The sequence below is a fragment of the Sphingomonas sp. 179-I 2A4 NHS genome, from assembly GCF_045369135.1.
Lineage (GTDB): Bacteria > Pseudomonadota > Alphaproteobacteria > Sphingomonadales > Sphingomonadaceae > Sphingomonas.
The window spans coordinates 1-23,625 of record NZ_JBIQFL010000008.1 but is presented as its reverse complement, the minus strand read 5'-3'; the positions used below and the strand labels follow the sequence as shown (position 1 = coordinate 23,625).

Sequence of the window (23,625 nt, the reverse complement as noted above, 5' to 3'; positions counted from 1 at the left end):
GCGCGCGAATATGGGCGCGGGCGACGCTTATTACTGTAGCGCAGCCGCGATCTTTGCGGCGAGCCGTTCGGCGACCGCGGCCTTCGGCGCCCGATCCCATGTCTCGACCGCGTCCGCGGAGACGATGTGCACGGTGTTTGCGTCTCCGCCCATGACATCGCCGGAGACATCGTTCGCCACGATCCAATCCGCACCCTTGCGCGCGAGCTTCGCCTGCGCATGCGGCACGACCTGTTGCGTTTCCGCCGCGAAGCCGACCAGCAGGCGCGGGCGCCGATCGCTGCGGCCTAGCGTGGCGAGAATATCCGGGTTCTCGGCCAAAGCGAGCGTCGGCGTCGCCCCGGTGGCCTTCTTGATCTTCTGATCGGCGCTGGACTCCACGCGCCAGTCCGCGACCGCAGCGACCATAACGGCGGCGTCGGCCGGCAGCGCCGCATCCACGGCAGCCGCCATCTCGCGCGCGGTTTCCACGTCGATGCGGGTGACGCCGGCGGGGGTCGGCAGCGTCACCGGACCGGCGATGAGTGATACGCGCGCACCGAGCGCCGCGAGCGCGCCGGCGATGGCGAAGCCCTGCTTTCCGGACGAGCGGTTCGCGATGTAGCGGACGGGATCGATCGGCTCGTGCGTGGGGCCGGCTGTCACGAGCACGTGCTTGCCCGCGAGTGGCTGCGCCCTCGTGTCGTAAATCGAAGCTGCCTCGCGCGGAGCGGCGAGCCGCTCTTCGATCGCGCGGACGATCGCTGCGGGTTCGGGGAGGCGGCCCGGCCCATATTCGCCGCAGGCCATTGCGCCCTCATCCGGCTCCATTACGGTCACGCCGTCCGCGCGAAGCTGTGCGACGTTGCGCTGGGTTGCCGGGTGGAGCCACATGCGCACGTTCATCGCTGGCGCGGCGAGCACCGGCTTGTCGGTCGCGAGCAGCAACGTGGTGGCCAGATCATTGGCGAGGCCGGCGACCATGCGCGCCATCAGATCAGCCGTCGCTGGCGCGACCACGACGAGGTCTGCCTGACGGCTGAGCTGGATATGGCCCATCTCGGCCTCGTCCTTGAGATCCCACAAAGTGGTGTGGACTTCCTCTTCGGACAAAGCGGCAAGCGTCATGGCGGTGACGAAGTGGCTGCCCCCTTCCGTCAGGACGCAGCGCACGCCGTGGCCGGCCTTGCGCAGCAGGCGGATGAGTTCGCAGGCCTTATAGGCCGCGATTCCGCCGCCGACGATCAGGAGTATCCGGCTCATGATGCGGTTCTTGTCACGGTAATGCGGCGCCTGTCGAGCGCAGCGCGGTAGAGATCGCGCAGCCCGTCCGGCACGAAGGCCAGCCCGACGAGCACGACCGGGGCGACCATCATGCCCCAGTAGAAGTTGTTGAGCCGGGCAAAGCCGGCGATCAGGATCCCATAGGCGGCGAGCACCACGGCCATGCGCATCGTCAGCGGATCGCGCGGCACCGTCCAGCCGAACAGCGCCAGCGCAATGACCGGGGCGACCAGCGTGAAGGGGAACACCTCAAGCACCGTCGCGTGACGCAGCGTCATGGCGTAGAACCACAAGCCGTTCAGGCCGGACCAGCCATCGGACACCAGATCAAGCGGGCCCGTGACCTGCGCCACCGCCATAGCGTGAGCGACGACTGCGGCGGCGAACGCCCCGAGGCCCAGGCACCAGCCGAGGAATTCGCGCCGCTGGCCCGTCACGAGCGCGAAGCCCGCCATGACCACGACGTACAGCGCGGCGGTTTCGCGGATCAGCATCGCGATCGTGGCGAGCGCCACCGACGCCACCCACTCGCCGCGGCGGCGCACTGCCAGCGACCAGGCGATCAGCAGCGCCGCCCAGATCTCGTGCGAGGCCGTGAGTTCCGGCTGGACCGAGACGATGAGCCCGCCGGCGAGAAGCAGTGCGGCGACGATGCGCGGCGCCCGATGCGGCAGGATTTCACTGAGGCGCACCAGCCATGCGGTCGCGGTAGCAGCCGCGAGCAACCACAGGAGGAGGATAGTGCCCGCAAGCGGCAGCGTTGCCTGCACCTGCGCCAGCAGCGGCATGCGGAAGGTGACGAAGGGGCGAAGCGGATAACCGGACCGCGCACGCAGTTCGCGCGCCGTGGCCTGATAATAGTCCGCGCCATGGTGCACATCGTCGACGATGGTTTCGTAGAGGGCGAGGTCGGACTCGCTGCCCTTGTTCTCGACCGCAGGTGGCGCGTCGGGCGGCGGGGGCGGCCGGTATGGCTGAATGGTGAGCGCAGCGATCAGCAGGGCGAGGACGACGAGCGCGGCGCGCGCGCGCTTCGCCGGCCAGCCCGCGAAGCGGGACGGCGCGGCAAGCCAGATCGGTCGGCCGGGCGCCGCCGGCATCTCAGCCGATCACCATCCACGTCGCGGCCACGCTGAGCGCAGCGGTGGCGAGCGCCACCGCAGCATAGCGCCAGCCGCCGCCGATGCGGACGATCTCAATCTCGCGCAGCGGCGGGGCAGGGGGCGCGCCGCCGGGCGGGGGGAAGCGGGCCTCGATCCGGCGGACCAGTTCGGGCAACCGATAGAGCGTCTTCACGTCGGCGACGATGCGATCGGCCACCGCGGCTTCCGGCCCCAGCTCGGTGCGGATCCAGTCCTCGACGAACGGCTGCGCCGTGTCCCACAGGTTGATATCGGGATCGAGCGCGGTGGCGACGCCCTCCACCATCACCATCGTCTTCTGCAGCAGCAGGAGGTGCGGCTGGGTGACCATGTCGAAATCGCGCGTGATCGAGAAGAGGCTGTCCAGCATCATCCCGATCGACATGTCCTTCACCGGCAGGCCGCGCATCGGCTCGCCCACGGCGCGCAGCGCCGTCGCGAACTCTGCGACGTCGTGGTGCGCCGGCACATATTGCGCCTCGAAGTGGATTTCGGCGACGCGGCGGTAGTTGCCGGTGATGAGGCCGTAGAGGATTTCGGCCAGCCAGATGCGCGCGCGGCGATCGATGCGGCCCATGATGCCGAAATCGATCGCGGCGATGCGGTTGCCCGGCAATGCGAAGAGATTGCCCTGATGGAGATCGGCGTGGAAGAATCCCTCGGCGATCGCCTGGCGCAGGAAGGCGTGCACCAGCGTCTTGGCGAGGAGCGGCAGGTCATAGCCGGCCTCGACGAGCGCAGCGCGGTTCGACAGTTTGATGCCGTCGACCCATTCGAGCGTCAGCACCTTGCCGGACGTGCGGGGCCAGTCGATCGCGGGAACGTGGAAGGCAGGCTCCGCCGTCATCGCCTCGGCAAGCTCGCTGGCGGAAGCGGCCTCGCGGCGGAGATCGAGTTCGCGCGCCGTCCAGCGCTTGAAGGTGGCGATCACGAGGCGCGGCTGGAGCCGTGCGATCTCGCCGCCGCCACCGCGACGGTCCTGTGCCTCGATCTGGGCGGCGGCCCATTCGTAGGTTTCGATCGCGCGGGCGAACTCTTCCTCGACGCCGGGACGCAGCACCTTCACCGCGACCGCGCGGCCATCGGTGGTGATGGCGCGGTGGACCTGCGCGATCGAGGCAGCGCCGACCGGCACCGGATCGAAGCTGGAGAACATCGCCTCGATCGGACGGCCGAGGCTGGTCTCGATCTGCGGACGGATCGCCTCGAACGGAAGCGGCGGCAGCGCATCCTGCAGGCGGAAGAGATCGAGCGCGGCCTCGTCACCGACGATGTCGGGGCGGGTGGCGAGCGTCTGGCCGAACTTGATCGCGGCGGGGCCGAGCGCCTCGAAGGCGTCGGCGTAGCGCGGCTGATCGGGCACCGAGGCACCGACGCGCGCTAGGCGCACGAGGCGGCGGACGCGGGGCGGGGTGTTGGGATCGCGTTCCAGGCCCCTCAGGGCACCGTGGCGCGCGAGCGTGCGGCCCCAGGTGAGCAGCCGCCAGCTATGGACGAGCGGGTGGGTCAACGGGCGCCAGCGCCCCCAAGCAGCGGGGAATGCATCAGATTTTCCAGCCGCTGTGGATCGCGACGAGGCCGCCGAGCAGCGGCTCCACCTTCGTCTGCACGAAGCCGGCGTCGCGAATCATGCCTTCAAAGGTGGGCATATCCGGAAAACGACGGATCGATTCGATCAGATAACGGTAGCTGTCGGCATCCTGCGCGAGCATCTGGCCGAGTTTTGGCACCAGATGGTGCGAATAGGCATCGTACGCTTCCTTGAACCCCGGCCAGGTGGTCGTCGAGAATTCGAGGCAGAAGAAACGGCCGCCGCGGCGAAGCACGCGGTGCGCCTCCCGTAGCGCCGCCGGAATGTCCGTCACGTTCCGGATGCCGAAGGCGATGGTGTAGGCATCGAAGAACTTGTCGGGGAAGGTCAGCACTTCCGCATTGGCTTCCGTCCAGACGAGGCCGTCGATGCCGCGCTCCTGCGCGCGCTTCATGCCGACTTCGAGCATGGCGGGGTTGATGTCCGCCACCGTCACCGAGGCGCCCGATTGCTGGAGGCGGAAGGCGATGTCGCCGGTTCCGCCGGCCATGTCGAGGATCTCCTCGCCGGCGCGCGGCTTGACCCGGCGCACGAAGCGATCTTTCCACAAACGGTGCATGCCGGCCGACATGGCATCGTTCATCAGATCGTAGCGGCTGGCGACATTGGTGAAGACGCCGCCGACGCGCGCGGTCTTCTCCGTGGCGGGGATGTCTTCGTAGCCGAAGGAGACGGTTTCGCTCATGTGCGCGGCTCTAGCGGGGCGCAGGGCGGGGGGCTAGGGGCGTTACGTGCCTGAGCTACCCGAAGTCGAAACCACCGTGAGGGGCCTGCGCCCGGTGCTGGACGGCGCGACCGTCGCCGCGATCGAGACGAGGCGCGGCGACCTGCGCCGGCCATTCCCGCCGGAACTCCGCCAGGTGATGACCGGCGCCCGTATCACAAGTCTCGCGCGGCGCGCCAAATACGGCCTGATCGATACCGATCGCGGGCAGACGATGATCTTCCACCTCGGCATGTCGGGGCGGTGGCGGGTGGATCCGAGCGAACTGCTGCCGCACGACCATCTGGTGATCGACACCACGGCCGGGCGGCGCGTGGCGCTGAACGATCCGCGGCGGTTCGGATCGGTCGACCTGTGGCCCACCGCCGAGCTGCCCGCGTTCCCGGCCTTCGCGGCGCTGGGGCCCGAGCCGCTGGGGCCGGAACTGACCGGCGCGTACCTGCACGAGGCGCTGGCCGGGCGGCGAGCGTCCATCAAGCTGATGCTGCTCGACCAGCGGATCGTGGCCGGGCTGGGCAATATCTACGTCTGCGAGGCGCTGTATCTGGCGCGAATCTCCCCCAAGCGCGCCGCCGGGCGAATCAGCCGGGCGCGGCTCGACCGGCTGGTGGACGCGATCCGCGCGGTGCTGCTGTCGGCGATCGAGGCGGGCGGATCGACGCTTCGCGATTATGCCCGGCCGGACGGCGAACTGGGCTATTTCTCCAAGCAATTCGCAGTCTATGGCCGGGAAGGAGAGCCTTGTGCGTGCGGCGGCACGGTGCAGCGATATGCAGAAGGCGGACGATCAACCTTCTGGTGCCCGGCCTGCCAGCGCAGTTGACCATTTGCGGCATTGGCGTTAAGTGGCGCGACTTCTAGGGCGATGGGTGTTCCCGCCGCCCTTTTTTCATCGACCGATATTTCGAGGACTGTAAATGGCGAACACGCCGCAAGCGAAGAAGCGCATCCGCCGCAACCAGCGCCGGGCCGAGATCAATGGTGCGCGCGTGAGCCGCATCCGCACCTTCGTGAAGAAGGTGGAGGCAGCGCTCGCAGCGGGTGACAAGACGGCGGCATCGGCGGCCCTCGCCGCGGTCCAGCCGGAGCTGCAGCGCGGCGTTGCGCGCGGCGTGCTTCATCGCAACACCGCCAGCCGCAAGTTCTCGCGCCTGACCAAGCGTCTGTCGGCTCTCGCCTGACGAACGCGCAGCGCCGCGACTCGCGGCGCGGCAGGACACGACATCGGGCCGGGCGATCTTCGGATCGCCTGGCTTTTTGTCGTTCGGGGGGCGCCCGACGGACTGAGAGGCAGAAGCGTCATCCCGGACCAGGCCTGGGATCACGAGACGGCGCCCCCGTTAATCGACCAGCGACTCGGCACTGGAGCGCAGCAGCGCCAGCAGCCCTTCCAGCGAATAGGGTTTGCGCAGGAAGCCGAAGCCGTGGTCACCTTCTTCGGCGAGCACGTGGCTGTAGCCGCTGGTGAGCACGACCTGGAGGCCGGGCCAGCGGTCGGCGATGGTTCGCGCCAGATCGAGGCCGTTGATCCCCGGCATCACGACATCAGTGAAAACGAGATCGAACTTGTCCGCCGAGGTCTCGAGCAGCCCGAGCGCCATTTCGCCGTTCTGCGCCCAGGTGACGATCTGGCCGATCTCTTCCAGCAGGCCGCGGGCGAACTGGCCCACCACTTCATTGTCCTCGACCAGAAGGACGCGAAGGGTGCGCAGCGTGCCGAGGCGGGCCGGCTGGAACGGCGCCGCGGCGGCAATCTGATCGGCGCGGGCGACCGGCAGATAGAGCGTGAAGACGGTGCCGATGCCGATCCGGCTCTCGACGTCGATCTCGCCGCCCGATTGCTTGGCGAAGCCGTGCACCTGGCTGAGGCCGAGGCCGGTGCCCTTGTTCAGCCCCTTCGTGGTGAAGAAGGGTTCGAAGATGTGCTTGATCGTTTCCGCGGCGATCCCGCTGCCATTGTCGGCGACCGTGACCGCGACGAACTTGCCAGCCGCGCCAGCGTGGCCGCGGACGCGCGGCAAGGCATCCACGGTCGCAGCCTTGATGGTCAACTCTCCGCCCGCGGGCATGGCGTCTCGCGCGTTGATGACGAGGTTCAGCAGCGCGGTTTCGAACTGGTTGAGATCCGCGTTGACGATGCCTTCGCCGTCGGCATCGATGGTGATGCGGATCAGCGGGCCGACGCTGGTCTCCATCATCTGCTGGAGACCGACGACCCGCTGCGCGACGTCAAAGATCTCGGGCTTCAGCGGCTGACGGCGCGCGAACGCGAGCAGCTGCGACGTTAGGGCGGCGGCGCGATCGGCCGTGTCGGCGATGGCGCTGATGTAGCGATCCCGCTTGTCGGTCGGGAGACTGGGCAGCTTGAGCAGGTCAGCCGATGAGCGGATCACCGTCAGCATATTGTTGAAATCATGCGCGACGCCGCCGGTCAGGCGGCCGACCGCCTCCATCTTCTGCGCCTGGGCCATGGCTTCACGGGCGCGTTCCACCTCCTGCTGCGCCTGCCATCGTTCGGTGAGATCGCGTGTCACCTTGGCGAAGCCGATGAGCTTGCCGGAATCGTAGATAGGATCGATCAGCACGCCGGCGCGAAAGCGCGTGCCATCCTTGCGGACGCGCCATGCCTCGACCTCATATTTACCCGCTTCGCGGGCGGTGCGCAGCGCGCGCTCCGGCTCGCCGGCCTGGCGATCCTCTTCGGTATAGAAGTTGGAGAAATGCTGGCCGATGATCTCGTCAGCCGAATAGCCCTTGATCGCCTGCGCGCCCGGATTCCAGTTCGTCACATACCCATTCTGGTCGAGCATGTAGATGGCGTAATCCTTCACGCCCTGCACGAGCAGGCGGAAGCGCTGTTCGCTGGCGATGAGCTTCTTCTGCGCCTCGCGCTTGTCGGTGATGTCGCGGGTGACCTTGGCGAAGCCCAAGAGGTTGCCGTCGTCGTCGATCACCGGATCGATCACCACGCTGGTCCAGAAGCGGGTGCCGTCCTTGCGCACGCGCCACCCTTCCGCCTCGAAGGTGCCGCACTCCGCCGCCGTCTTCAGCGCCCGGGCGGGGAGGCCGATCGCACGATCCTCCTCCGTATAGAAGCGCGAGAAATGCTGCCCGATGATCTCCTGAGCGGTATAGCCCTTGAAACGGGCGGCGCCGGCGTTCCAGCTGGCGACGTTGCCATCACGATCGAGCAGGTAGATGGCGTAGTCCTTCACCGCGTTCACTAGCAATTCGAAGCGGCGATCGCCGCCCACGGCATCAAGACTGGGTTGGTGCGTCAAAGAAGCTCTCGATGGTAGGTCGAACCTGCGACCGACGGTGAAGTGCCGAACGGGCCCGGCACAGTGCCGCCAATCGGGGGCGGACGCTAGCCTGCGTGAGAGGGTGTTTCACTAGCGCAGATTAAGGCGTGCGCTGCGCTGCGACACTGCGCGGCATCCGGGCCTGTGCGGCGTCGCGGCGCGTATGCGCCGGGCCGTTGTCGCGCGAAAGCAGCGAGCGGATTTGTTGCGTTACCGGCGAAGACTTTCCGCTGCGCATGTAAATGTTGGCGAAGGACACAAGCGCCTCGGTTAAGTGACTATATGGCAACATCGCGTCACAATTCGTTCATGGTCGACCACGGGGCAGATTGCCGCGGCGCAGCGAGGAGCGCAGCATCTGGGCAGAGGGAAGCACGTCAAGCAACGGGGGTACCCGAATGAAGACTTGGTTCACGACGGCAAGTGCAGGCGCGATCGCAGCGATCTTCCTCTTGCCCAGCGGCGCAGCGGCCCAGGCAGCGCCTCAAGATACGCCCGCAGATCAAGCCGCAGAAAGCGGATCCGACATTGTCGTGACGGGATCACGCATTCGCCGCGATCCGCTGGATAATCCATCCCCCGTGGTGACGGTGGACGAAGCGGCGATCGCGAAGACCGGCCTGTCCTCGATCGCGGACGTGCTGCAGCGGCTCCCCGCCTCGTCCGGCGGATTGAACACCAAGTTCAACAATTCGGGCAATCTCGGCAGCCCACCGGACGGTGGCGGCGTCGGCGCCGGTTCGGCAGGGATCGACCTGCGCTATCTGGGCTCCAAGCGCACGCTCGTGCTGGTCGATGGCCTGCGGTACGTGAACGGATCTAGCGCGAGCGGCATTCCCGGATCGGTCGACCTCAATTCCATTCCGGACGTGATGATCCAGCGGGTCGAGGTGCTGCAATCCGCCGCATCCGCCCTGTACGGGTCGGACGCGATCGGCGGCGTCGTCAACATCATCACGCGATCGGGGCAGAAGGGCTTTCGCGCGATGGCGCAATATGGCCAATATCTGTCCGAAGGCGACGGTGAGACGCAGAATTACCATCTGAGCTGGGGCGGCGGCTCCGGCGGACTGAAGGTGGATGCGGGCGCCTTCTACACCAAGCAGGATTCGGTGCGCGCGGCCGATCGGGGGATCTCGCAATTCCCCAACCCCGGGCAGACGAGTTGCACCGATCCGATCGGCGGTTGTTCGAGCTTCAGCGCGCTCGGCCGCTTCCTGGTCAACGGCCAGGACATCACCTTGCGCGCGCCGGTGCTGACGGGCCGTCCCGTCTATGATCCGACGCTGGCCACGGGCGACTTCCGCGCCTTCACCGCGGCGGACCGGTTCAACTTCGCGCCCTATAATTACTTCCTGACGCCGAACGAGCGGTACGGCGCGTTCCTGAACGCGCGCGCCGAGTTCACCGACGCGTTCAACCTGCAGCTGCGCACGGTGTGGAACCATCGCAAGTCGCAGAACCAGGCGGCGTTCCTGCCGCTGGGCATCGGGCCGGACGTGGGCAACGGCAACCTGCTCGATACGCTCTCGATCGACGCCACCAATCCGTACAATCCGTTCGGCGTCACGCTGATCCCGGGGCAGAATTACACCGCCATCTTCCGCCGCCTGATCGAGGCGGGTCAGCGCACCTATTCGCAGAGCGTCGACACATGGTCCGTCACCGCGACGGCGGACGGCAAGTTCGAGCTGTTCGGCCGCAACTGGTATTATGACGCGAACGCCGTGTTCGGCTTCAACAATGCGCACCAGCTGTTCACCGGCAACATCAACGCGGCGCGGCTGCAGCAGGCGCTGGGGCCGGTGAGCCAGTGCACCGGCGAATGCGTGCCGTTCAACTTCTTCGGCGGTGTCGGCTCCGTCACGCCGCAGATGCTGGGCTTCATCGGCTTCGACGAACGATCGCGCAGCGAGCAGCGGCTGACCGACTATACGCTGAACGTGTCGGGCGAATTGTTCGACCTGCCGGGCGGCGCGGTGGGGCTGGCCTTCGGTTACGAGCATCGCGACCAGTTCGGCAGCTTCAACCCCGATCCGATCATCCAGGCCGGGCTGGGCGCTGACATCCCGGCGCAGGCCGCGCGCGGATCGTTCAACGTCGACGAGGTCTATGGCGAGCTTCGCGTGCCGCTGATCCGCGACACGCCGTTCCTGAACCTGGTGGAGCTGAACGGCGCGGTGCGGCACTCCGACTTCTCGACCTTCGGCGGGAATACGACGCTGAGCGGCGGGGCGTTGTGGAAGCCGGTGGCGGACCTCTTGCTGCGCGGCCAATATGCCGAAAGCTATCGCGCGGCGTCGATCGGCGAGCTGTTCGGCGCGCGGTCCCGCTTCGATCAGCCGCTGGCGGACCCGTGCAGCAACATCGCCGGATCGCCCTACCAGACATCGGCGACGGTGCGGGCGAATTGCGCCGCCAATGGCGTGCCGGCGAACGGCAGCTATGCCGAGCCGACCGGCCAGTTGCCAGTGATCACCGGCGGCAACCGCGAACTGCAGCCGGAAACGGCGCGGACGTGGCTGTTCGGCGGCGCCTACAGCCCGGAATGGGCGCGCAGCGGCTTCTTCCGCTCGCTCAGCCTCGAGGTGAATTACTATGACATCAAGGTGAAGGGAGCGATCACCTCGATCCCGGCGGACGTGCTGCTCAGCCGCTGCGCCGAGATCGGGGATCCCTTGTCCTGCGCGGCCGTGGTGCGAGCGCCGAGCGGCTTCATCACGTCGATCAACGGTGTGCTGCTGAACACCAGCGGGCTGCGCACGCGCGGGCTCGACCTCACCTTCCTCGCCCGCACGCGGGAGACGGGGGCCGGCACCTTCGGCCTCTCGATCAGCGGCAATTACCTGCTGAAGTACGAGGAGGAGGTGCCCGCCACCGCCGGCGTCACGGTGATCGATTACACCGGCACCGAGCGCGGCAGCCCCGACCAGGCTTACCCCCGCTTCAAGGGGCAGGCGACGCTGGACTGGGACATCGGCCCGGTCGCGGCGGCGTTCACCGGCCGCTACATCGACGACGTGCGCGAGATTGCGGATGGCAACAAGCTGAAGAGCCGCTTCTACGGCGACGTGCAACTGACCTTCCGCCCGAGCTGGCTGAACCAGCAGCTGGGGCTGACGCTGGGCATCAACAATGTGTTCGATACCGACCCGCCGGGCTGCTTCTCGTGCAGCCTCAACAATTACGATCCGACGACCTACGACGTGCCTGGCCGTTTCGGCTATGCGCGGCTGAGCTACGGGTTCTGACGGGGCGGCCGGGAGGGCGCCGGGCGGCGTCCTCCCTCTCCCGCGGTTTGGCGGACTGGGCTCGCCTTGGCTGCGACGGTGGGGCAGGGGCGAGGCTCACACCATCCGGAGGGCCGCGTGCGCCACATTCTGCTGATCTATGACCTGGCGCCTGATTATCTGGCGCGGCGCGGGCAGTTCCGCGAGGCGCATCTCGCGCTGGCGTGGGAAGCGGCCGATGAGGGCGCGCTGGTGCTGGGCGGCGCGATCGGCGATCCGGTGGAATCCGCGCTGCTGCTGTTCACCGACGAAGCGCGAGCAGCCGCCTTCGCCGCGGCGGATCCTTACGTGCGCGAGGGGCTGGTGACCGGATGGCGGACAGTACCGTGGACGACGGTGGTGGGCGAGCGCGCGGCGACGCCGATCCGGCCGCACGGCGGCTGACGGGCCACGACGTGGCTCAGCGCGGCGGGCCGACGAGCGTCCTGGTGAAGGCAGCGGGCTGGCAGTCGCCACCGGAAGGCTGCACGCAGCGCAGCGGCAGGACCTGGGCGTAAGCGGGCGTACGTGCGAGGCCGCGGATCTGTTCGAGCGACTGGCCGCGGAAAAAGGCGACGACGCGGCTCTGGCCACCGGGGCCACGGAGCGTCGCGAAGCCGATCCCCGCGCCGAACGAGGGGAAATCGGCAGCGAAGCCCGGGATCTTCCAGTGGAGGCCGAGGTCGCCGGCAAGGCTGGCGATGGTGCCGTCGTGGCCGACGATGACGGTGAGGCGTGCCGGTTGCGAGGGGGAGAGGGCGAGGGCCATGCGGCGTTTGAGCGTTCCGATCTCGAGGCTCGACAGATACGGCGGCCGAACGGTGATCTGGTAGGGGACGTTCACCAGCGTGGTCAGAGCGGTGATGTCCGCCCCCGTGGCGCGGCCCCAGCCCACCCGCGACGCCGGCCAGCCATTGGCATATTGCAGCAGAAGCGCGGACGATGCCTTCGCGGCGCGTTCGATCGATCCGTGAACGCGCGGGGGGCGGCTGGTGGTCGCCGGCTCCAGTGTGGATCCTCCGCGGATGCCGCAATCGGCTGCGCTGCTGCCGCATAGGATCCGGTTCAGCCGCGCCAGCAGCGGCTGGAGGCGCCGGTCCCATGCTGCAAGGCCGCCCTTGCCGATCGCGGCTCGCGCCGCTGCGTCGGCACGCGCAGGATCGACCACGAGGTTGCGATTGGCCGCCGAGGGAAAGAGCGGATCGGGCTGGCCGAGCGGCTTGTGCACCGTCGCGAGCGCACAGCCAGGTGCGACATTGGCGGCATATACCTGCGCCGTGCGAATGGTGCGTTCGAAGCTGTTGGCGAGGATCGCGACGCGGCCAGCAGCCGGGCAGCCGTTCGCCGGAACAAGCCCGTAGCGACGCAGCCAGAGGCGGTCAGAGGCCGCGAGCAGCGCGATGGCCCGGGCGCCATGATCCGTGAGCAAGCCGCGTGTATCGGGCCAGCCTGGCCAGGGGGCGGGGAGCCCGGGGATCGCTGGCGGCGCCGCGTCCGGCGAGCGCACGCCGTGCCGCATGAGGATCACCATGCGCTCAACCTGCCATCCGCGGGGAAGCGCGAAGGGCGCTACACTACCAGCCGTGCCATCTGTGCGTGGAGCCGCCGACAGGGCGGCCGGTGTGGCAAGCGCGAATGCGGCGAGCAGCGGGGCGATGAGGCGGCGGAGATGGTTCACGGTTGGGGGCGCGCCTTCGTTGTTGTGGGTGGAGGATACGTGCCGATGCCCAGGGAGGATAGGAGGCATAGGTGCCCCGCGGAACGCAGCTCTCAGGCGGCGTAGGTAGTGCAAAGGCTGGGGGTTGCGCCGGGTGAGGCGTTCAGTGTTTCGGCCTCCCGCTCGCGGACCGAGAAGGACGCTTCGGAGCGAAGCGTCTGTGCGCCGAGCAGCGCGTCGGAGATGATCGGCTGGTACGCGTAGGTCACCTCCACGAAGATCATCGCCGATCCGTCGGTGGCGGCGATCTGCCGGCCTGGCATGCCCATCGCCTGGAGCGATCCGTCCGTGCGTCCCTTGCCTTCCGTACCGTAGCGCGGCTGCGAATCCTGCGTGTTGAGCGCGCCGGTGCAGCGCTGCCACAGGATCCGCTGGCCCTTGGCGCTGTTGGTGAGGCCGTTCGGCACGACGTCGCTGATCACGATGCGGCCACGCTGAGCAAAGCCCATCTGATCGCCGACGATCTTGCCGCCGAGCAGCACTTCGTTGACGTCCGCCTCGTTGATCGAATCGCGCACGCGCGCCGCATTGTCCGCGGTGGTCGCCGCGATCTGGTGCACGCGCAGCATGGCGAGGCCGTAATTGGCGATCTCCAGACCGTAGAGGATGATGGTCAGGACGAGCGGAAGCGCGAGCGCGAACTCGATCAGGGCGAGGCCGCGCGTGTTGTCCTTCAGCCGCCGCAGCATGGCGCGCACCACCATCACGGGCACCGGATCGTCGGCATCGCGCGGGACGTGAAGGGCTGGTTGCGCAGCACCGTCGACGCGCTGATCGTCTGCGTCCGGCCCCAGCCCAAGAGGCCGTTGACCGGCATGATGTTTGGGTATTCGACACGCACGGTATAGCGCACGATGTCGTCGGCCGTACCCAGGCCGGAATTCGACACAACATCATATTGATTGTTGTTGTTCGCGTCTTCGTAACAATCGTCGGCGGCGTCGTAGATGCCGTTGTTGTTCTTGTCGAAGGTAAGCTTCTCGGGCTTTCCGACATTGGTGAAGTTGTAGAAGCTCTCTTTCTTGATCTCCTTCACATTGGCAGCGTTGGACAGCATCGCGACGCGATCCTTGATGATCTGATCGATCTGGTCGCCGGTCTGATCGCCCACGGTGGCGCGGCGCGAGGCTTCGAGCAGGGCACCCTGCAGGATCGAGTTTAGATAGACGCGATAGCCAAGCTCGAACCCCGCCGCGAGCAGGGTGCAGACGACAGGGATGATCAAAGCGAATTCGAGGATCGTCGCGCCGCGCGTGTCCGAAGCGAGCCGGCGCATCACTGGCTGAGCCTCAGCGAGCCGATCTTCGAGCCGATCTCCTGAAACTTTGCGATCAGCGCGGCATTGGTGGAGAGGCCCGAGGCCTGTTCCGGCTTCGAGGCGCAGTTCTGCATGTCCGCCGTCAGCGTGGTGGCGAAGGCGATCACCCAGATCTCGGTACCGGTGGCCTTGGCCGCGTTGCACGCCATGCGGAACCGCTGAAGGTGGCGGTTCATCTGGTTGCTAGCGCCGTTGGTCACGCGCTTGTCGAGGGACTCGATGCCGTAGGTGGAGTAGGTGTCGCTCGGCGACATATCACCATCGGTCATGAAGATGATGTATCGCTTCACGCCGAACCCACGCAGCTTCACCGGATTGTCAGGCGTGGTGAGATCGTTGGTTTCTTCGGGCGTGGCGCCGAAGATTCCTTTAGGCGAGATGAACCGCGCGCCCCAGATCATGCCGATATCGTGGTAGGTACTGCCGATTGCCGTCAGGCCATCGACGTAATTGTCGAACGAAGCCTTGTTATTGTAGTAATTCTGCAGCCGGCGCGACGCGGTGGGGCAATAGAAATCGTTGTTGATGACGCTGGTCGAGGCGCCGGGGCGGAATTCGGTGTCCGGCCAGGACGGGCGCCAGCGGGTAGCGTCGTTATACGGGATCAAGTTTATATCGAGGTCGTAGGCCGACGCCGGCGCACTGGTGGCGCTGCCGCCGTTGATCGTCACTGGGTCCGTATCGCGTTCCTCGATGCAACCCGCCCAGCGCGTGGAATTCCTGTCAATACTGGCAAGGTATGGTGTACCACCTGCGAGATAGGTGGTCAGATCATGTCGGACCGGCCCATAGGTGTAGCCCGATAGAACCTGGTCCTGGAACGTGCAGGTCTTGATCAGCCCGAACCAGGACGTCGAGTACACGCCCCCCTGAGACTCGCACGCGGCGCGGCTCGTCGTCGACTCGGTACGGGGTTGGGTCGTGTAAACAGGGCTACGCGACTGGTAGATCCAACTGTTCACAAAATACGACGAGTTCTTCTGATAGACGGCCTGCCCTACGTTCACGTTGCTCGAGTAGTTGACGAACCCATAGCGCAGCCGGAGGTTGTTCTCGGCAAGCTGGACCTGCGCCGGTTCAAGCGTCGTGTAGAGCGATTTCGCGGCGGACTTGAGGGCCTGCAGCTTGGAGCCGGACTGACTGACATTGCCGCAATTGCCGCTCACGCCCGGGGCACAGTTCATCGACCCGGAGAGGTCGAAGACCAACACGATATCGGTGTTCACGAAGTCCTGCGTCGCGGAGCAGGATGCGGTGATCGGCAGCGTCTCGAAGCCGAACATCTTCATGATCGTGGTGGGGACGGTCGTTTCCGACTGGATGCGGAGCGTGCCGAGCGTCGGCACGGCCATCGCGAGCGTGTAGGGCGCGGACTGGAACTGGCCCTGCGGGAAGTTGAACTGGAAGTATTTGGTCGCTTCGGTGCGTACCGTTGGCGACACGGTAGTGCCGGCGAGCAGGCGCCGGCCGGCGAGGGCGCCGGCGTCGCACGCCTGTCGGAAGCGGTTCTGCGCGACATAGGCGCGCGTCATGTCCACGCCCGAGCCGATGATCGCGCACAGCGGGATCATCGCGGCGGCCATGATCGCCAGCGTGTTGCCGGCCTTGTCTCGGGCCAGCCGCGACACGAAAGCCGCGAGTTTCCTGAGATTCAACATTATCATAAGCCTGAGTGGCTGGATGCCGCCGGGCGGCTAAATAACCTTGAATCTTTATGGTGAACGAAGGGTAGCCAAGCTTGAGGGTAGCGCTCTCGCGCCCGACAAGCGCCGCGACCGTGTTGATCAGGCCGCGATCAGAACTGAGGCGCAACCGTCGGCAAATCAGCGTCCATTTCGTTCAGAATGGCTCCGGCGGCCGCTATCATCTGGGCGTGGTGTCACCGACGAGATGCGGGGACTGGAAGTCGGCCGTCTTGGTGAGCACGACCGATAGTGGACATGCGCCAATCCGTCCGTAGGCGCGAAGAGATGTGTCTTACGACAGCCCTTCAGACGCGCGTAGCAAGCGTGTGGAGCCGGCACGAATGTCGGCCAGATCAAGGCAGTCACGTCGGCTTGTGACTTCCTTTATGCTTTTTTTGGCGACGCGGGGAGAGCGCCTGACTCACACCTTGCCCTCGCTGCCGCGGAGCACGCCGGCATGAGGCTTGCCGCCTTGGGTCAATTGCCGACGCCTTTGGATCCGCGGATGTGGAACGATCGCGGCGGGATTGGTCGGGCGCAAAGCTTTTGTGGATGGCAGGCTTCTGGGTGAGGAGCAGGACCGTCGCCGCCATGCACGCCACTTCGGCGTCGCCCATCCGCCCGGAGCGAGAGGCAGTGGGGTGTCTCCGCCCAGCTATCGGGGGTTCGCCTGTAGCCGCAGATAATTCTGATTGGCGAGATGCAGTTTAATGTCGCGCTGGTAAGCGGCGCGAGACGGCCTGGGATCCGTCTCTTACGACCCCCCCAACGTGTCCCGAGATGCGGCAGAAGACTCCCTACCCGGCAAAGTGCGGGGGGCGCGAAGGTCAGGCAAGGAACCATGCCAAGACCGCGAGATAGCAGGCGCCCAAGGTAACATAGCCTGCGACACGCGAGAACCGCTCGAGCGCGGGCTCAGGGCGGCTCGGTTGAACGCGCATGATCGGTATGACACGAGAATGGAGGCGATCGTAGAGCTCACCTACGGGCCCGCCCACCTCATCGTGCGCCCGTGTCACAGAGCTCGGGGGGACCGGGGCAGTACTGGGGACCTTGGCGCCGACGGTACGCATTTATGGGCTCCTAAAAACCCCAGTACAGTAGCTGTCAACGGATAATAAGTCATTAACAATCGTAGTTAATTCTCGCAATTTATTGACCTTTTTGCAATGTCTTACCCGAGGCGATCACTCGCGTCGTCAGGACGGCGCTGTTGCGCAGGAGAATGGGATCAACGGTCGAAAATAAACGCTCGCGCAGGGCAATCAGCCGATTTACGCTGCGGCGATTTACATATTCCTGGTTGGTGACTTGCTGTTTGGCGTCGTGGAGCCGTGGCTTCGACCTGTCTCGGTGGAAAACAGGCATTCGACCATAATGCCGGAGGTGTGGATGATACGGAGGCGACGTTCGTGGAGATCGCCGTCTCGGATCGTATCGAGGGCACGCACCGGGCAGGACCGAGACGGTGGTGGTTCGGCGCCTGGCTTTGAGATCGCGAAGTGGCTTGCGGATCACTTGGCCGCGGCTTCGGCCGCGATAGGGGCGGCGGGAGGGGCGGCGGCGCAATGACGGGAGCCGATGTGAGATATTTTCGGCCAGCGCGCATTGGCAACGGCAAGCAAGTTGTCGCCTATGCCTTAGGCAGCATCCGAGCACGCTGGTCCGCGCGGCGGTCGAACGTCGTTCAGCGCGGTGAGGGGCGAAGCAAAGGAGCGCACGCCAAGCCGCTGAGCAACGAGTAGTTTTTTTTCTGGAGCTATTACAGCACTCTGCGCGTTAAGGTCGTGGTTGCACGAGACGGCAAAGATGTTCGGTCGTGCCGGGTGTCAGACGATGCCCGGGGTAATGGAGAGGTGTCGCTGTGAAAGGATCTGTTTCGATCGACATGAAGTCGCTGGCTCATGCTCGTGATCGGACCGCGTCTGAAAACATCGAGTATGGTATTTCGCGGACCGTGGGATACGTCGCGCTGCTGGCGGCCGTGGGGTTCGTCGTCAGCCTGATTGTCTGATCCCGTGGAGTCGCGTTCCTGAGGTAGTCCCGTTTTCATTCGGAAGCACTTTGCGTTGAATCGGAATTTGCCATAGGCATTCCGGGGGCGGTCACGGTGGAGATGCCGGGCCGGTGAGCAGAGGGGCTCTGATGGGGGTATCGACCGCGGCGGTCGCCGGTTCGGCCGCGCTGGTGCTAGCATTGCTTGCGCCTGCGCCGGTCGTGGCACAGGTCGCTCCAGCCGATGAATTGCCGCAGGGCATCACGATCGGCGGGCGGGCGCGGCTCGTCTACGATGACAACATTCTGCGCGTTCGCGACGGCGTGCAGGAGGTCGACGGGCGGCAAACGGACGATCTGGTCGGCGTTATCGCCGGCATCGCTTCCCTCAACATCACGCCCGGGATGCAGCGCATCCGTGCGACCGCGGAGGTCGGGCGAGAATATCATACCAACAACCTGTTCCTCGATCGTACCCGCTTGTCGGCAGGGCTCGACTGGGACTGGAAGGCCACGCCGCGTTGTTCGGGCAAGGCGCTGTCTCGCTATTCGAAGGCGCAGGCCGATCTTGCCGAACAGGGCCTGATCGCCGCCAACGCGCGGACGATCTTCGACGTGTCGATGGGCGGCGGCTGCGAGGTCGCGCCGGGACTTCGGCCGACGCTGACGGTCCAGCACCGCGAGGGCTCGAACAGCAGCTTCAGCCGCCGAGCCTCGAACTTCAACACGGAAGCGATCGAGGGCGGCGTCAGCTATAATCGGACCGGCAGGTTGGGCGTCGCGCTCAACTACCGGGACGAACGCTTCACCTATCCCAATCGAATCCGGCCCGAAGACGGTAGCGTCACGGAAGTCCGGCGCCGATTGGTTCGTGGGCAGGTCGGCGGCACTGTTGCCGAGCGAATCTTCTACACTGCGACGGTCGATTATAACTGGGTCGATCCGACCGGAGCGGGTGAGGGGTTCGACGGCTTTTCGGGCGGCCTCGACGTGACAGTCCGGCCGATGCCGCGCTACCGCATCCAGCTTCAGGCACTACGCTCAATCGAACCGGCGCTGTTCGTGTCGGCCGGCTATGTGCTTCAGGACCGGCTGGAACTCGGCACCGTCTACACGATCAGCCCGCGCACATCGCTCAATCTGCGCGGCGGGGTGCTGCGCAACCGTTATAGGGATCTCCAGCCGGTCAATCTGGCCGATATCCGGACCTTCGACAGACTGTTGTTCGTCGCCGCAGGCGCAAGCTACGACATCGCGCCCAACATCCGGCTCGATTCCGAAGTGCGAAGCGACGAGCGGCGCACCGATGGTGCATTCGGAACCTATCAGGGCACGCGCGCGGTCGCGACGCTAAGCCTGGCAATTTAACAGGGAGGCAGCAAAGCTCATGTCGTCACGAATCTTCGCCGCGCCGACACGGCGCCTGTCGCTGGCGCTTGCGGCAATCCCCGCGCTCGCGCCGATGATCGTCCTGCCGACGGCACCCGCCGCGGCGCAGGAAGCGTCCTATGTCCTTGGCCCCGACGACGTGATCGACGTGCAGGTCTATGGGCAGTTTCCGCAGCCGGTCCGCCTGCGCATCCGTGCCGACGGCAACATCAGCCTGCCGCTGCTGGGCGACGTGAGCGCGGTCGGCATGACGCCGGGCGACCTAGCAGCCGCCATCCGCCAGCAGTACAATCGAGGGGGCTACTACACCAAGCCGATCGTCAACGTCGAAGTCGTGAGCTATGTCAGCCGCGGCGTGACGGTGCTGGGCGGGGTCAAGGCGCCGGGGATCGTTCCGCTGGTGCGGCCGACGACGCTGAGTGCGGTCATCGCACAGGCGGGCGGACAAACGGGCTCTTCGGAAGTCGCGATCTTGCGGCGCCGGGGAGGCGCCGAGCAGCGCTTCGTCATCGGCCAAATCGCGGGCACCGACGCCGATCCCGTGCTGCAGGCGAACGACGTCATCGTTGTGCCGGCGAGCGAGCGCTTCTTCGTCTATGGGCAGGTCCGCCAGCCGGGTGCCTACCCGCTAGAGCCTGGAATGACCTTCCGCCAGGCGCTGGCGCAGGCCGGGGGCCAGAACGACTCGGGTACACAGAACCGCGTTCAGCTCTATCGCGGCGGCGCCAAATCGGACATCGACGAACTCGACACGCCGATCCGCTCGGACGATGTCCTGTTCATCCGCGACCGGATCTTCTGACGATGGCGGGTGCGGCCGCTTCGGCAAGGGCAGCCGCGCCCGCTCGCGCGGAACGATCCGATCGCTGGCTGACCACCGGGGCGATGGCAATCATGGCCGGCGCTCTGTTGTTCAACTTCGCGGCGGCATGGGTGAATGCCAATGTCACCGCGCTGACCCCCGGCAGCATCGTTCTCATCCAGGGGCTGCTGCTCGCCGGAGCGTTCGGGATCGGTGTGCTCGGCGGCGACCGCGATCGCCTGACCTGGCTGATGATCCTGTGGCTGATGTTCGTCTGGTGGGTGGGCTTGTCGCTGTTCCGGCAGGCGGCGAGCCCCAAATACCTGGGCGACATTGCCGCGTTCCCGATCTTCGCCTTGATGGGCACGGTCGTGCGTCCGCGGATGATCCCGATCTTCCTCGTCGCCACCCAGATACTGGCGGTGGTGATCGGGCTCTGGGAGGCAATCGATCCGGTCAAGTACGGCGTGGCGATCGATGTCGCGAAATATTATGCCAATACCCGGGGGGTCGAGGCGACGATCTACGATCCGGACCTCAGCGGCCTCTACCTCAATGCCACGCGGCCGGTTGGCCGCCTGCTGCTGCCGCAACTCGACATCCACCGCGTGTCGTCGCTTTTCCTCGAACCCGTGTCGCTCGGCAACTGGACGGTGGTCGTCACGATATTCCTGTGCACCTTCTGGCGACGCATGGCACTCTGGATGCGGGTGGTGCTGATCGCGGGAAACGTTATCCTCCTCGTCATGTGCGACGGCCGCTTCGCGATCATCGCCAGCGTGGTGGTGATCGGCGCCTGTCTGGTCGCGCCGAAGCTGCCGCGCGGCATCGCGCTCGCCTTTCCAGCCGCAACGATGATCCTGCTGGCGAGCGTACGAGGGCTGGGCGCGCTCCCTAGCGGCGGCGACACGCTGCCGGGCCGGCTGGCCAAGAGCCTCTATTATTTCGAACGCCAGTCGCTGATCGAATTGTTCGGGCTGAACACCTCGGTGCCAGGCTATACCTTCGACAGCGGCTGGACCTATTTCACCCAGACCCAATCGGTGCTGGGGCTGATCGCCTTCTGGTGCCTTCTGTGCCTCATGCTGCCGCTGCGGACCCCCGAGGCGAAACGGTTCATCATCGGCGTCACGCTGTTCTTCGCGCTCAGCATGCCGGTCAGCAACTCGTTCATCTCGATCAAGGCAGCGGCCATATTGTTCGTCTGCTACGGTTGCCTTCGGCGGTGGCAGCGCGAGGAAGGCGCCGACCGGGACGCGCCGCTCCTCCCTGTCCGGCCTTCGACCGCCGCGCATGCCGCTTTGCCGCCCCTTCGCGCCACATAAGGGCAACAGTATTCGGCTCGAGATGAGACGTGGGGGGAATCATCATCTTGAAAAGCGTCATCGCCACCACGCAGCCACTGGCCTATACTGTGCTCCAGTGGGCCCCCAGCGGCGGGCGACCGTCACAATCGGATTGCCACTGCTTGTGCGTCCGGTCAGAAGATCAGACGCATATGTCGTTTGCGGACGCTTGGGGTGGGCACCGATATGCTGAACAGGGTTTGGGGCTGGTTCGACCGGCTGGCGGGGAACGTGCCGGAGGACGTGGCGCCGGGGGCGTTGCCTATGGGACCGGTCAGTATCGCGCCCGGCCGTGCCGATGTCGAGGTCGGGCAGAAGGCTTCTGCGCGCCCCCTGGCCGCCGGAAGCGAACCAGCTGCGCTTGCCCAGCAGGTGGATACTCTTTCGCATCTTCAGGCCGCGGTAAACGCCGGGATCATCGGCGAGGCCCGGCGCAGCCGCATTACGGAGGGGTTCAACGCCTCCAAGCCCGTTGGTGACCGCTATGAGCTGAGCGGCCGGATGGCCGAGCTTCGGGCACTGGCGAGCGCAGTGGTCGACGGCGCGAACCATGCGATCATCTATGGCGCACGCGGGGTCGGCAAGACGTCGCTGGCGCGCGTCTTCGGCGATCTGGTCGACGAGGCCGGCTGCGACGTCTTCTATCATTCGGCAAGCGGCGATGCGGAGTTCGAGGCGGTCGTCGCCCCCTATGTCCGCTTCATCGAGGAGACTGCCGGGCGCAGCCAGCCGATGCGGTCGCTTGTGCTCCAGGCGCCGTTCTCCGCTCGCGATGTAGCCGACGCACTGGCCAGTGTGCGCACCCGCCGTATCTTCCTGATCCTCGACGAATTCGACCGAATCACGAACCAGCGCACACGGTCTGAGCTGGCGGCGCTTATGAAGCTGCTGTCGGATTTCCGGATCCCGGTGCAGTTCGTCATGGTCGGGATCAGCAACGATGTCGATTTGCTGATTGCCGAGCACGCCTCGCTCCGGCGGCACATGGCGGCTATCCGCGTCGGCCCGATCGAACCGGCCGCGGCCCGCGCCCTGATGGCGGAGGGGGGACGTCGTGCTGGACTCGATTACGAGCCCGGCGTCGTCGACATCATCGCGGCAATCTCGATCGGGTCACCTTATCATGTCCGGACGTTGGCGCGGGAGGCCGGGCTTCAAGCGTTCGAGGCGGGAGTTGAGACGGTCGACGAAGCGGCGCTCTGGCAGGGAATAGATACTGCCTGGCGAGACTGGTCGGGGGTGAGCGCGTCGGCGGCACGGCGGTTCACGCGGCTTGCTGCATCGGCGGCACTGCGAGAGCCGCTGGTCGCCACGGCGCTGCTGGCGGGCACCGAGTATGTGTTCGACGCTGCTCGCTTGGCTGAGGCGATCGGCGACGCGCGCGTGTGTTCACCTTCCGAGATCCAGTCAATCGTCGTGGCCGTTGTCGATGGGCTGGGGGGAGAACTGCGCGAGGTTGATGGCGGGCTTGCATTTACCGATTCACTTGCGCCGCAATACTTGTTGCTCGCGATGGTGCGTCACGATAGGTCTGCGGCCTGCGCCGACCTTGCTTGTTTCGCGAGCCATCTGGAAGCTGTGACGGCGCGGGTAGGGGGAGTGTCATGACAGCGAGCGACCTACTGGCAGCGCTGCGCGACCGCTGGCGGCTTGGCCTTGCCATCGCGGCGATCATGTTCGTCATCATCGCCTTCTGGATCTCGGTCCAGCCAAGGACCTTTCAGGCATCATCGTCCCTGCTGTTCGACGTGTCCCAGCCTGATCTCTCGCTCGGCGATCAGGAACGCTCGACCCAGTCGGCCACCAATCTGATCGGTACCCAATCCGACATCATCGTCAGCAGCTTCGTCGCCCGCGCTGTTGCGGAGCAACTTGCCCGCCAGCAGGGGCAGAAGCCCGACGATGCGCAGCTCGATCGTCAGGCAAAGAGCCTGATCGCACAGACTGCGGTGCGGCCGGGCAAGGCCAGCAACGTGCTCGAGATCACCGTCAGCGACCGCGATCCCTGTCAGTCGTCAGAACATTCGGCACAGATCGCGGCGTAGATTAGCGGAGTGCGGGCCTCGTCCGGAGGTTGATGTT

The 23,625-nt window shown here is 66.0% G+C and carries 19 protein-coding genes; 10 read left to right on the top strand and 9 right to left on the bottom strand.

Annotated elements, in window-relative coordinates; all coding sequences use genetic code 11:
- Positions 1–30 precede the first annotated feature (30 nt).
- Genes coaBC through ACH0CP_RS13790 form a run of 4 tightly spaced genes read right to left on the bottom strand, consistent with a single transcriptional unit; the run spans position 31 to position 4,681 of the window.
- Positions 31–1,242, bottom strand: coding sequence for a bifunctional phosphopantothenoylcysteine decarboxylase/phosphopantothenate--cysteine ligase CoaBC (gene coaBC, locus ACH0CP_RS13805; protein WP_294443415.1), 1,212 nt, complete (start codon positions 1,240–1,242; stop codon positions 31–33).
- The gene (locus ACH0CP_RS13800; RefSeq protein ID WP_294443416.1) at positions 1,239–2,363 is read right to left on the bottom strand and encodes a hypothetical protein; all 1,125 of its coding nucleotides are present in this window, start codon (positions 2,361–2,363) and stop codon (positions 1,239–1,241) included. Before ACH0CP_RS13800 ends, coaBC begins: the two co-directional genes overlap by 4 nt.
- A gap of 1 nt (position 2,364) precedes the next feature.
- On the bottom strand, positions 2,365–3,915 hold the full coding sequence (gene ubiB, locus ACH0CP_RS13795; protein ID WP_294443417.1) for a 2-polyprenylphenol 6-hydroxylase: 1,551 nt from the start codon (positions 3,913–3,915) through the stop codon (positions 2,365–2,367).
- A gap of 34 nt (positions 3,916–3,949) precedes the next feature.
- Positions 3,950–4,681: a class I SAM-dependent methyltransferase gene (locus ACH0CP_RS13790; protein ID WP_294443418.1), complete on the bottom strand. Its 732-nt coding sequence runs from the start codon at positions 4,679–4,681 to the stop codon at positions 3,950–3,952.
- 46 nt (positions 4,682–4,727) lie between these two features.
- On the opposite strand from ACH0CP_RS13790, the gene mutM reads away from it, so the two are divergent.
- Both mutM and rpsT read left to right on the top strand, forming a co-directional pair.
- Positions 4,728–5,543: a bifunctional DNA-formamidopyrimidine glycosylase/DNA-(apurinic or apyrimidinic site) lyase gene (gene mutM, locus ACH0CP_RS13785; RefSeq protein ID WP_294443419.1), complete on the top strand. Its 816-nt coding sequence runs from the start codon at positions 4,728–4,730 to the stop codon at positions 5,541–5,543.
- A 94-nt stretch (positions 5,544–5,637) separates the two neighbouring features.
- A complete protein-coding gene (gene rpsT, locus ACH0CP_RS13780) occupies positions 5,638–5,901 on the top strand; it encodes a 30S ribosomal protein S20 (protein WP_046411219.1) in 264 nt (87 codons plus the stop codon).
- Positions 5,902–6,060: 159 nt separating this feature from the next.
- Here rpsT and ACH0CP_RS13775 read toward each other — a convergent pair whose 3' ends face one another.
- The gene (locus ACH0CP_RS13775; RefSeq protein ID WP_294443420.1) at positions 6,061–8,001 is read right to left on the bottom strand and encodes a PAS domain-containing sensor histidine kinase; all 1,941 of its coding nucleotides are present in this window, start codon (positions 7,999–8,001) and stop codon (positions 6,061–6,063) included.
- Positions 8,002–8,420: 419 nt separating this feature from the next.
- On the opposite strand from ACH0CP_RS13775, the gene ACH0CP_RS13770 reads away from it, so the two are divergent.
- Positions 8,421–11,273, top strand: a complete 2,853-nt coding sequence (locus ACH0CP_RS13770) for a TonB-dependent receptor domain-containing protein (protein ID WP_294443421.1) — start codon at positions 8,421–8,423, stop codon at positions 11,271–11,273.
- A 117-nt stretch (positions 11,274–11,390) separates the two neighbouring features.
- Entirely contained in the window at positions 11,391–11,696 is a 306-nt protein-coding gene (locus tag ACH0CP_RS13765) for a YciI-like protein (protein WP_294443422.1), read from the top strand.
- A 16-nt stretch (positions 11,697–11,712) separates the two neighbouring features.
- On the opposite strand, the gene ACH0CP_RS13760 is transcribed toward ACH0CP_RS13765, so the two are convergent.
- From ACH0CP_RS13760 to ACH0CP_RS13745, 4 genes are all read right to left on the bottom strand, one after another.
- A complete protein-coding gene (locus ACH0CP_RS13760) occupies positions 11,713–12,969 on the bottom strand; it encodes a histidine-type phosphatase (RefSeq protein WP_294443423.1) in 1,257 nt (418 codons plus the stop codon).
- Positions 12,970–13,061: 92 nt separating this feature from the next.
- The gene (locus tag ACH0CP_RS13755; RefSeq protein WP_365928237.1) at positions 13,062–13,721 is read right to left on the bottom strand and encodes a TadE family protein; all 660 of its coding nucleotides are present in this window, start codon (positions 13,719–13,721) and stop codon (positions 13,062–13,064) included.
- Positions 13,712–14,284, bottom strand: coding sequence for a TadE/TadG family type IV pilus assembly protein (locus ACH0CP_RS13750; protein WP_294443424.1), 573 nt, complete (start codon positions 14,282–14,284; stop codon positions 13,712–13,714). Before ACH0CP_RS13750 ends, ACH0CP_RS13755 begins: the two co-directional genes overlap by 10 nt.
- On the bottom strand, positions 14,284–15,984 hold the full coding sequence (locus ACH0CP_RS13745; protein WP_406889686.1) for a pilus assembly protein: 1,701 nt from the start codon (positions 15,982–15,984) through the stop codon (positions 14,284–14,286). The genes ACH0CP_RS13750 and ACH0CP_RS13745 overlap by 1 nt, the downstream gene beginning before the upstream one ends.
- Before the next feature lie 1,915 nt (positions 15,985–17,899).
- On the opposite strand from ACH0CP_RS13745, the gene ACH0CP_RS13740 reads away from it, so the two are divergent.
- From ACH0CP_RS13740 to ACH0CP_RS13715, 6 genes are all read left to right on the top strand, one after another.
- Complete coding sequence (locus ACH0CP_RS13740) at positions 17,900–18,025, top strand: hypothetical protein (RefSeq protein ID WP_406889687.1); 126 nt, start codon at positions 17,900–17,902, stop codon at positions 18,023–18,025.
- 131 nt (positions 18,026–18,156) lie between these two features.
- Entirely contained in the window at positions 18,157–19,374 is a 1,218-nt protein-coding gene (locus tag ACH0CP_RS13735; protein ID WP_406889689.1) for a hypothetical protein, read from the top strand.
- Positions 19,375–19,393: 19 nt separating this feature from the next.
- On the top strand, positions 19,394–20,197 hold the full coding sequence (locus tag ACH0CP_RS13730) for an SLBB domain-containing protein (protein ID WP_406889691.1): 804 nt from the start codon (positions 19,394–19,396) through the stop codon (positions 20,195–20,197).
- Positions 20,198–20,199: 2 nt separating this feature from the next.
- A complete protein-coding gene (locus ACH0CP_RS13725; RefSeq protein ID WP_406889692.1) occupies positions 20,200–21,522 on the top strand; it encodes a hypothetical protein in 1,323 nt (440 codons plus the stop codon).
- Positions 21,523–21,729: 207 nt separating this feature from the next.
- Positions 21,730–23,151, top strand: coding sequence for an ATP-binding protein (locus ACH0CP_RS13720; RefSeq protein WP_406889693.1), 1,422 nt, complete (start codon positions 21,730–21,732; stop codon positions 23,149–23,151).
- Entirely contained in the window at positions 23,148–23,588 is a 441-nt protein-coding gene (locus ACH0CP_RS13715) for a hypothetical protein (protein ID WP_406889695.1), read from the top strand. The genes ACH0CP_RS13720 and ACH0CP_RS13715 overlap by 4 nt, the downstream gene beginning before the upstream one ends.
- The last annotated feature ends 37 nt before the right edge of the window (positions 23,589–23,625 follow it).

Coding starts and splice junctions, on each gene's coding strand:
- coaBC (WP_294443415.1), bottom strand. CDS start 1,242: ATGAGCCGGATACTCCTGATCGTCGGCGGCGGAATCGCGGCCTATAAG.
- ACH0CP_RS13800 (WP_294443416.1), bottom strand. CDS start 2,363: ATGCCGGCGGCGCCCGGCCGACCGATCTGGCTTGCCGCGCCGTCCCGC.
- ACH0CP_RS13790 (WP_294443418.1), bottom strand. CDS start 4,681: ATGAGCGAAACCGTCTCCTTCGGCTACGAAGACATCCCCGCCACGGAG.
- rpsT (WP_046411219.1), top strand. CDS start 5,638: ATGGCGAACACGCCGCAAGCGAAGAAGCGCATCCGCCGCAACCAGCGC.
- ACH0CP_RS13770 (WP_294443421.1), top strand. CDS start 8,421: ATGAAGACTTGGTTCACGACGGCAAGTGCAGGCGCGATCGCAGCGATC.
- ACH0CP_RS13750 (WP_294443424.1), bottom strand. CDS start 14,284: ATGCGCCGGCTCGCTTCGGACACGCGCGGCGCGACGATCCTCGAATTC.
- ACH0CP_RS13745 (WP_406889686.1), bottom strand. CDS start 15,984: ATGTTGAATCTCAGGAAACTCGCGGCTTTCGTGTCGCGGCTGGCCCGA.
- ACH0CP_RS13740 (WP_406889687.1), top strand. CDS start 17,900: ATGAAGTCGCTGGCTCATGCTCGTGATCGGACCGCGTCTGAAAACATC.
- ACH0CP_RS13735 (WP_406889689.1), top strand. CDS start 18,157: ATGGGGGTATCGACCGCGGCGGTCGCCGGTTCGGCCGCGCTGGTGCTA.
- ACH0CP_RS13730 (WP_406889691.1), top strand. CDS start 19,394: ATGTCGTCACGAATCTTCGCCGCGCCGACACGGCGCCTGTCGCTGGCG.
- ACH0CP_RS13725 (WP_406889692.1), top strand. CDS start 20,200: ATGGCGGGTGCGGCCGCTTCGGCAAGGGCAGCCGCGCCCGCTCGCGCG.
- ACH0CP_RS13720 (WP_406889693.1), top strand. CDS start 21,730: ATGCTGAACAGGGTTTGGGGCTGGTTCGACCGGCTGGCGGGGAACGTG.
- ACH0CP_RS13715 (WP_406889695.1), top strand. CDS start 23,148: ATGACAGCGAGCGACCTACTGGCAGCGCTGCGCGACCGCTGGCGGCTT.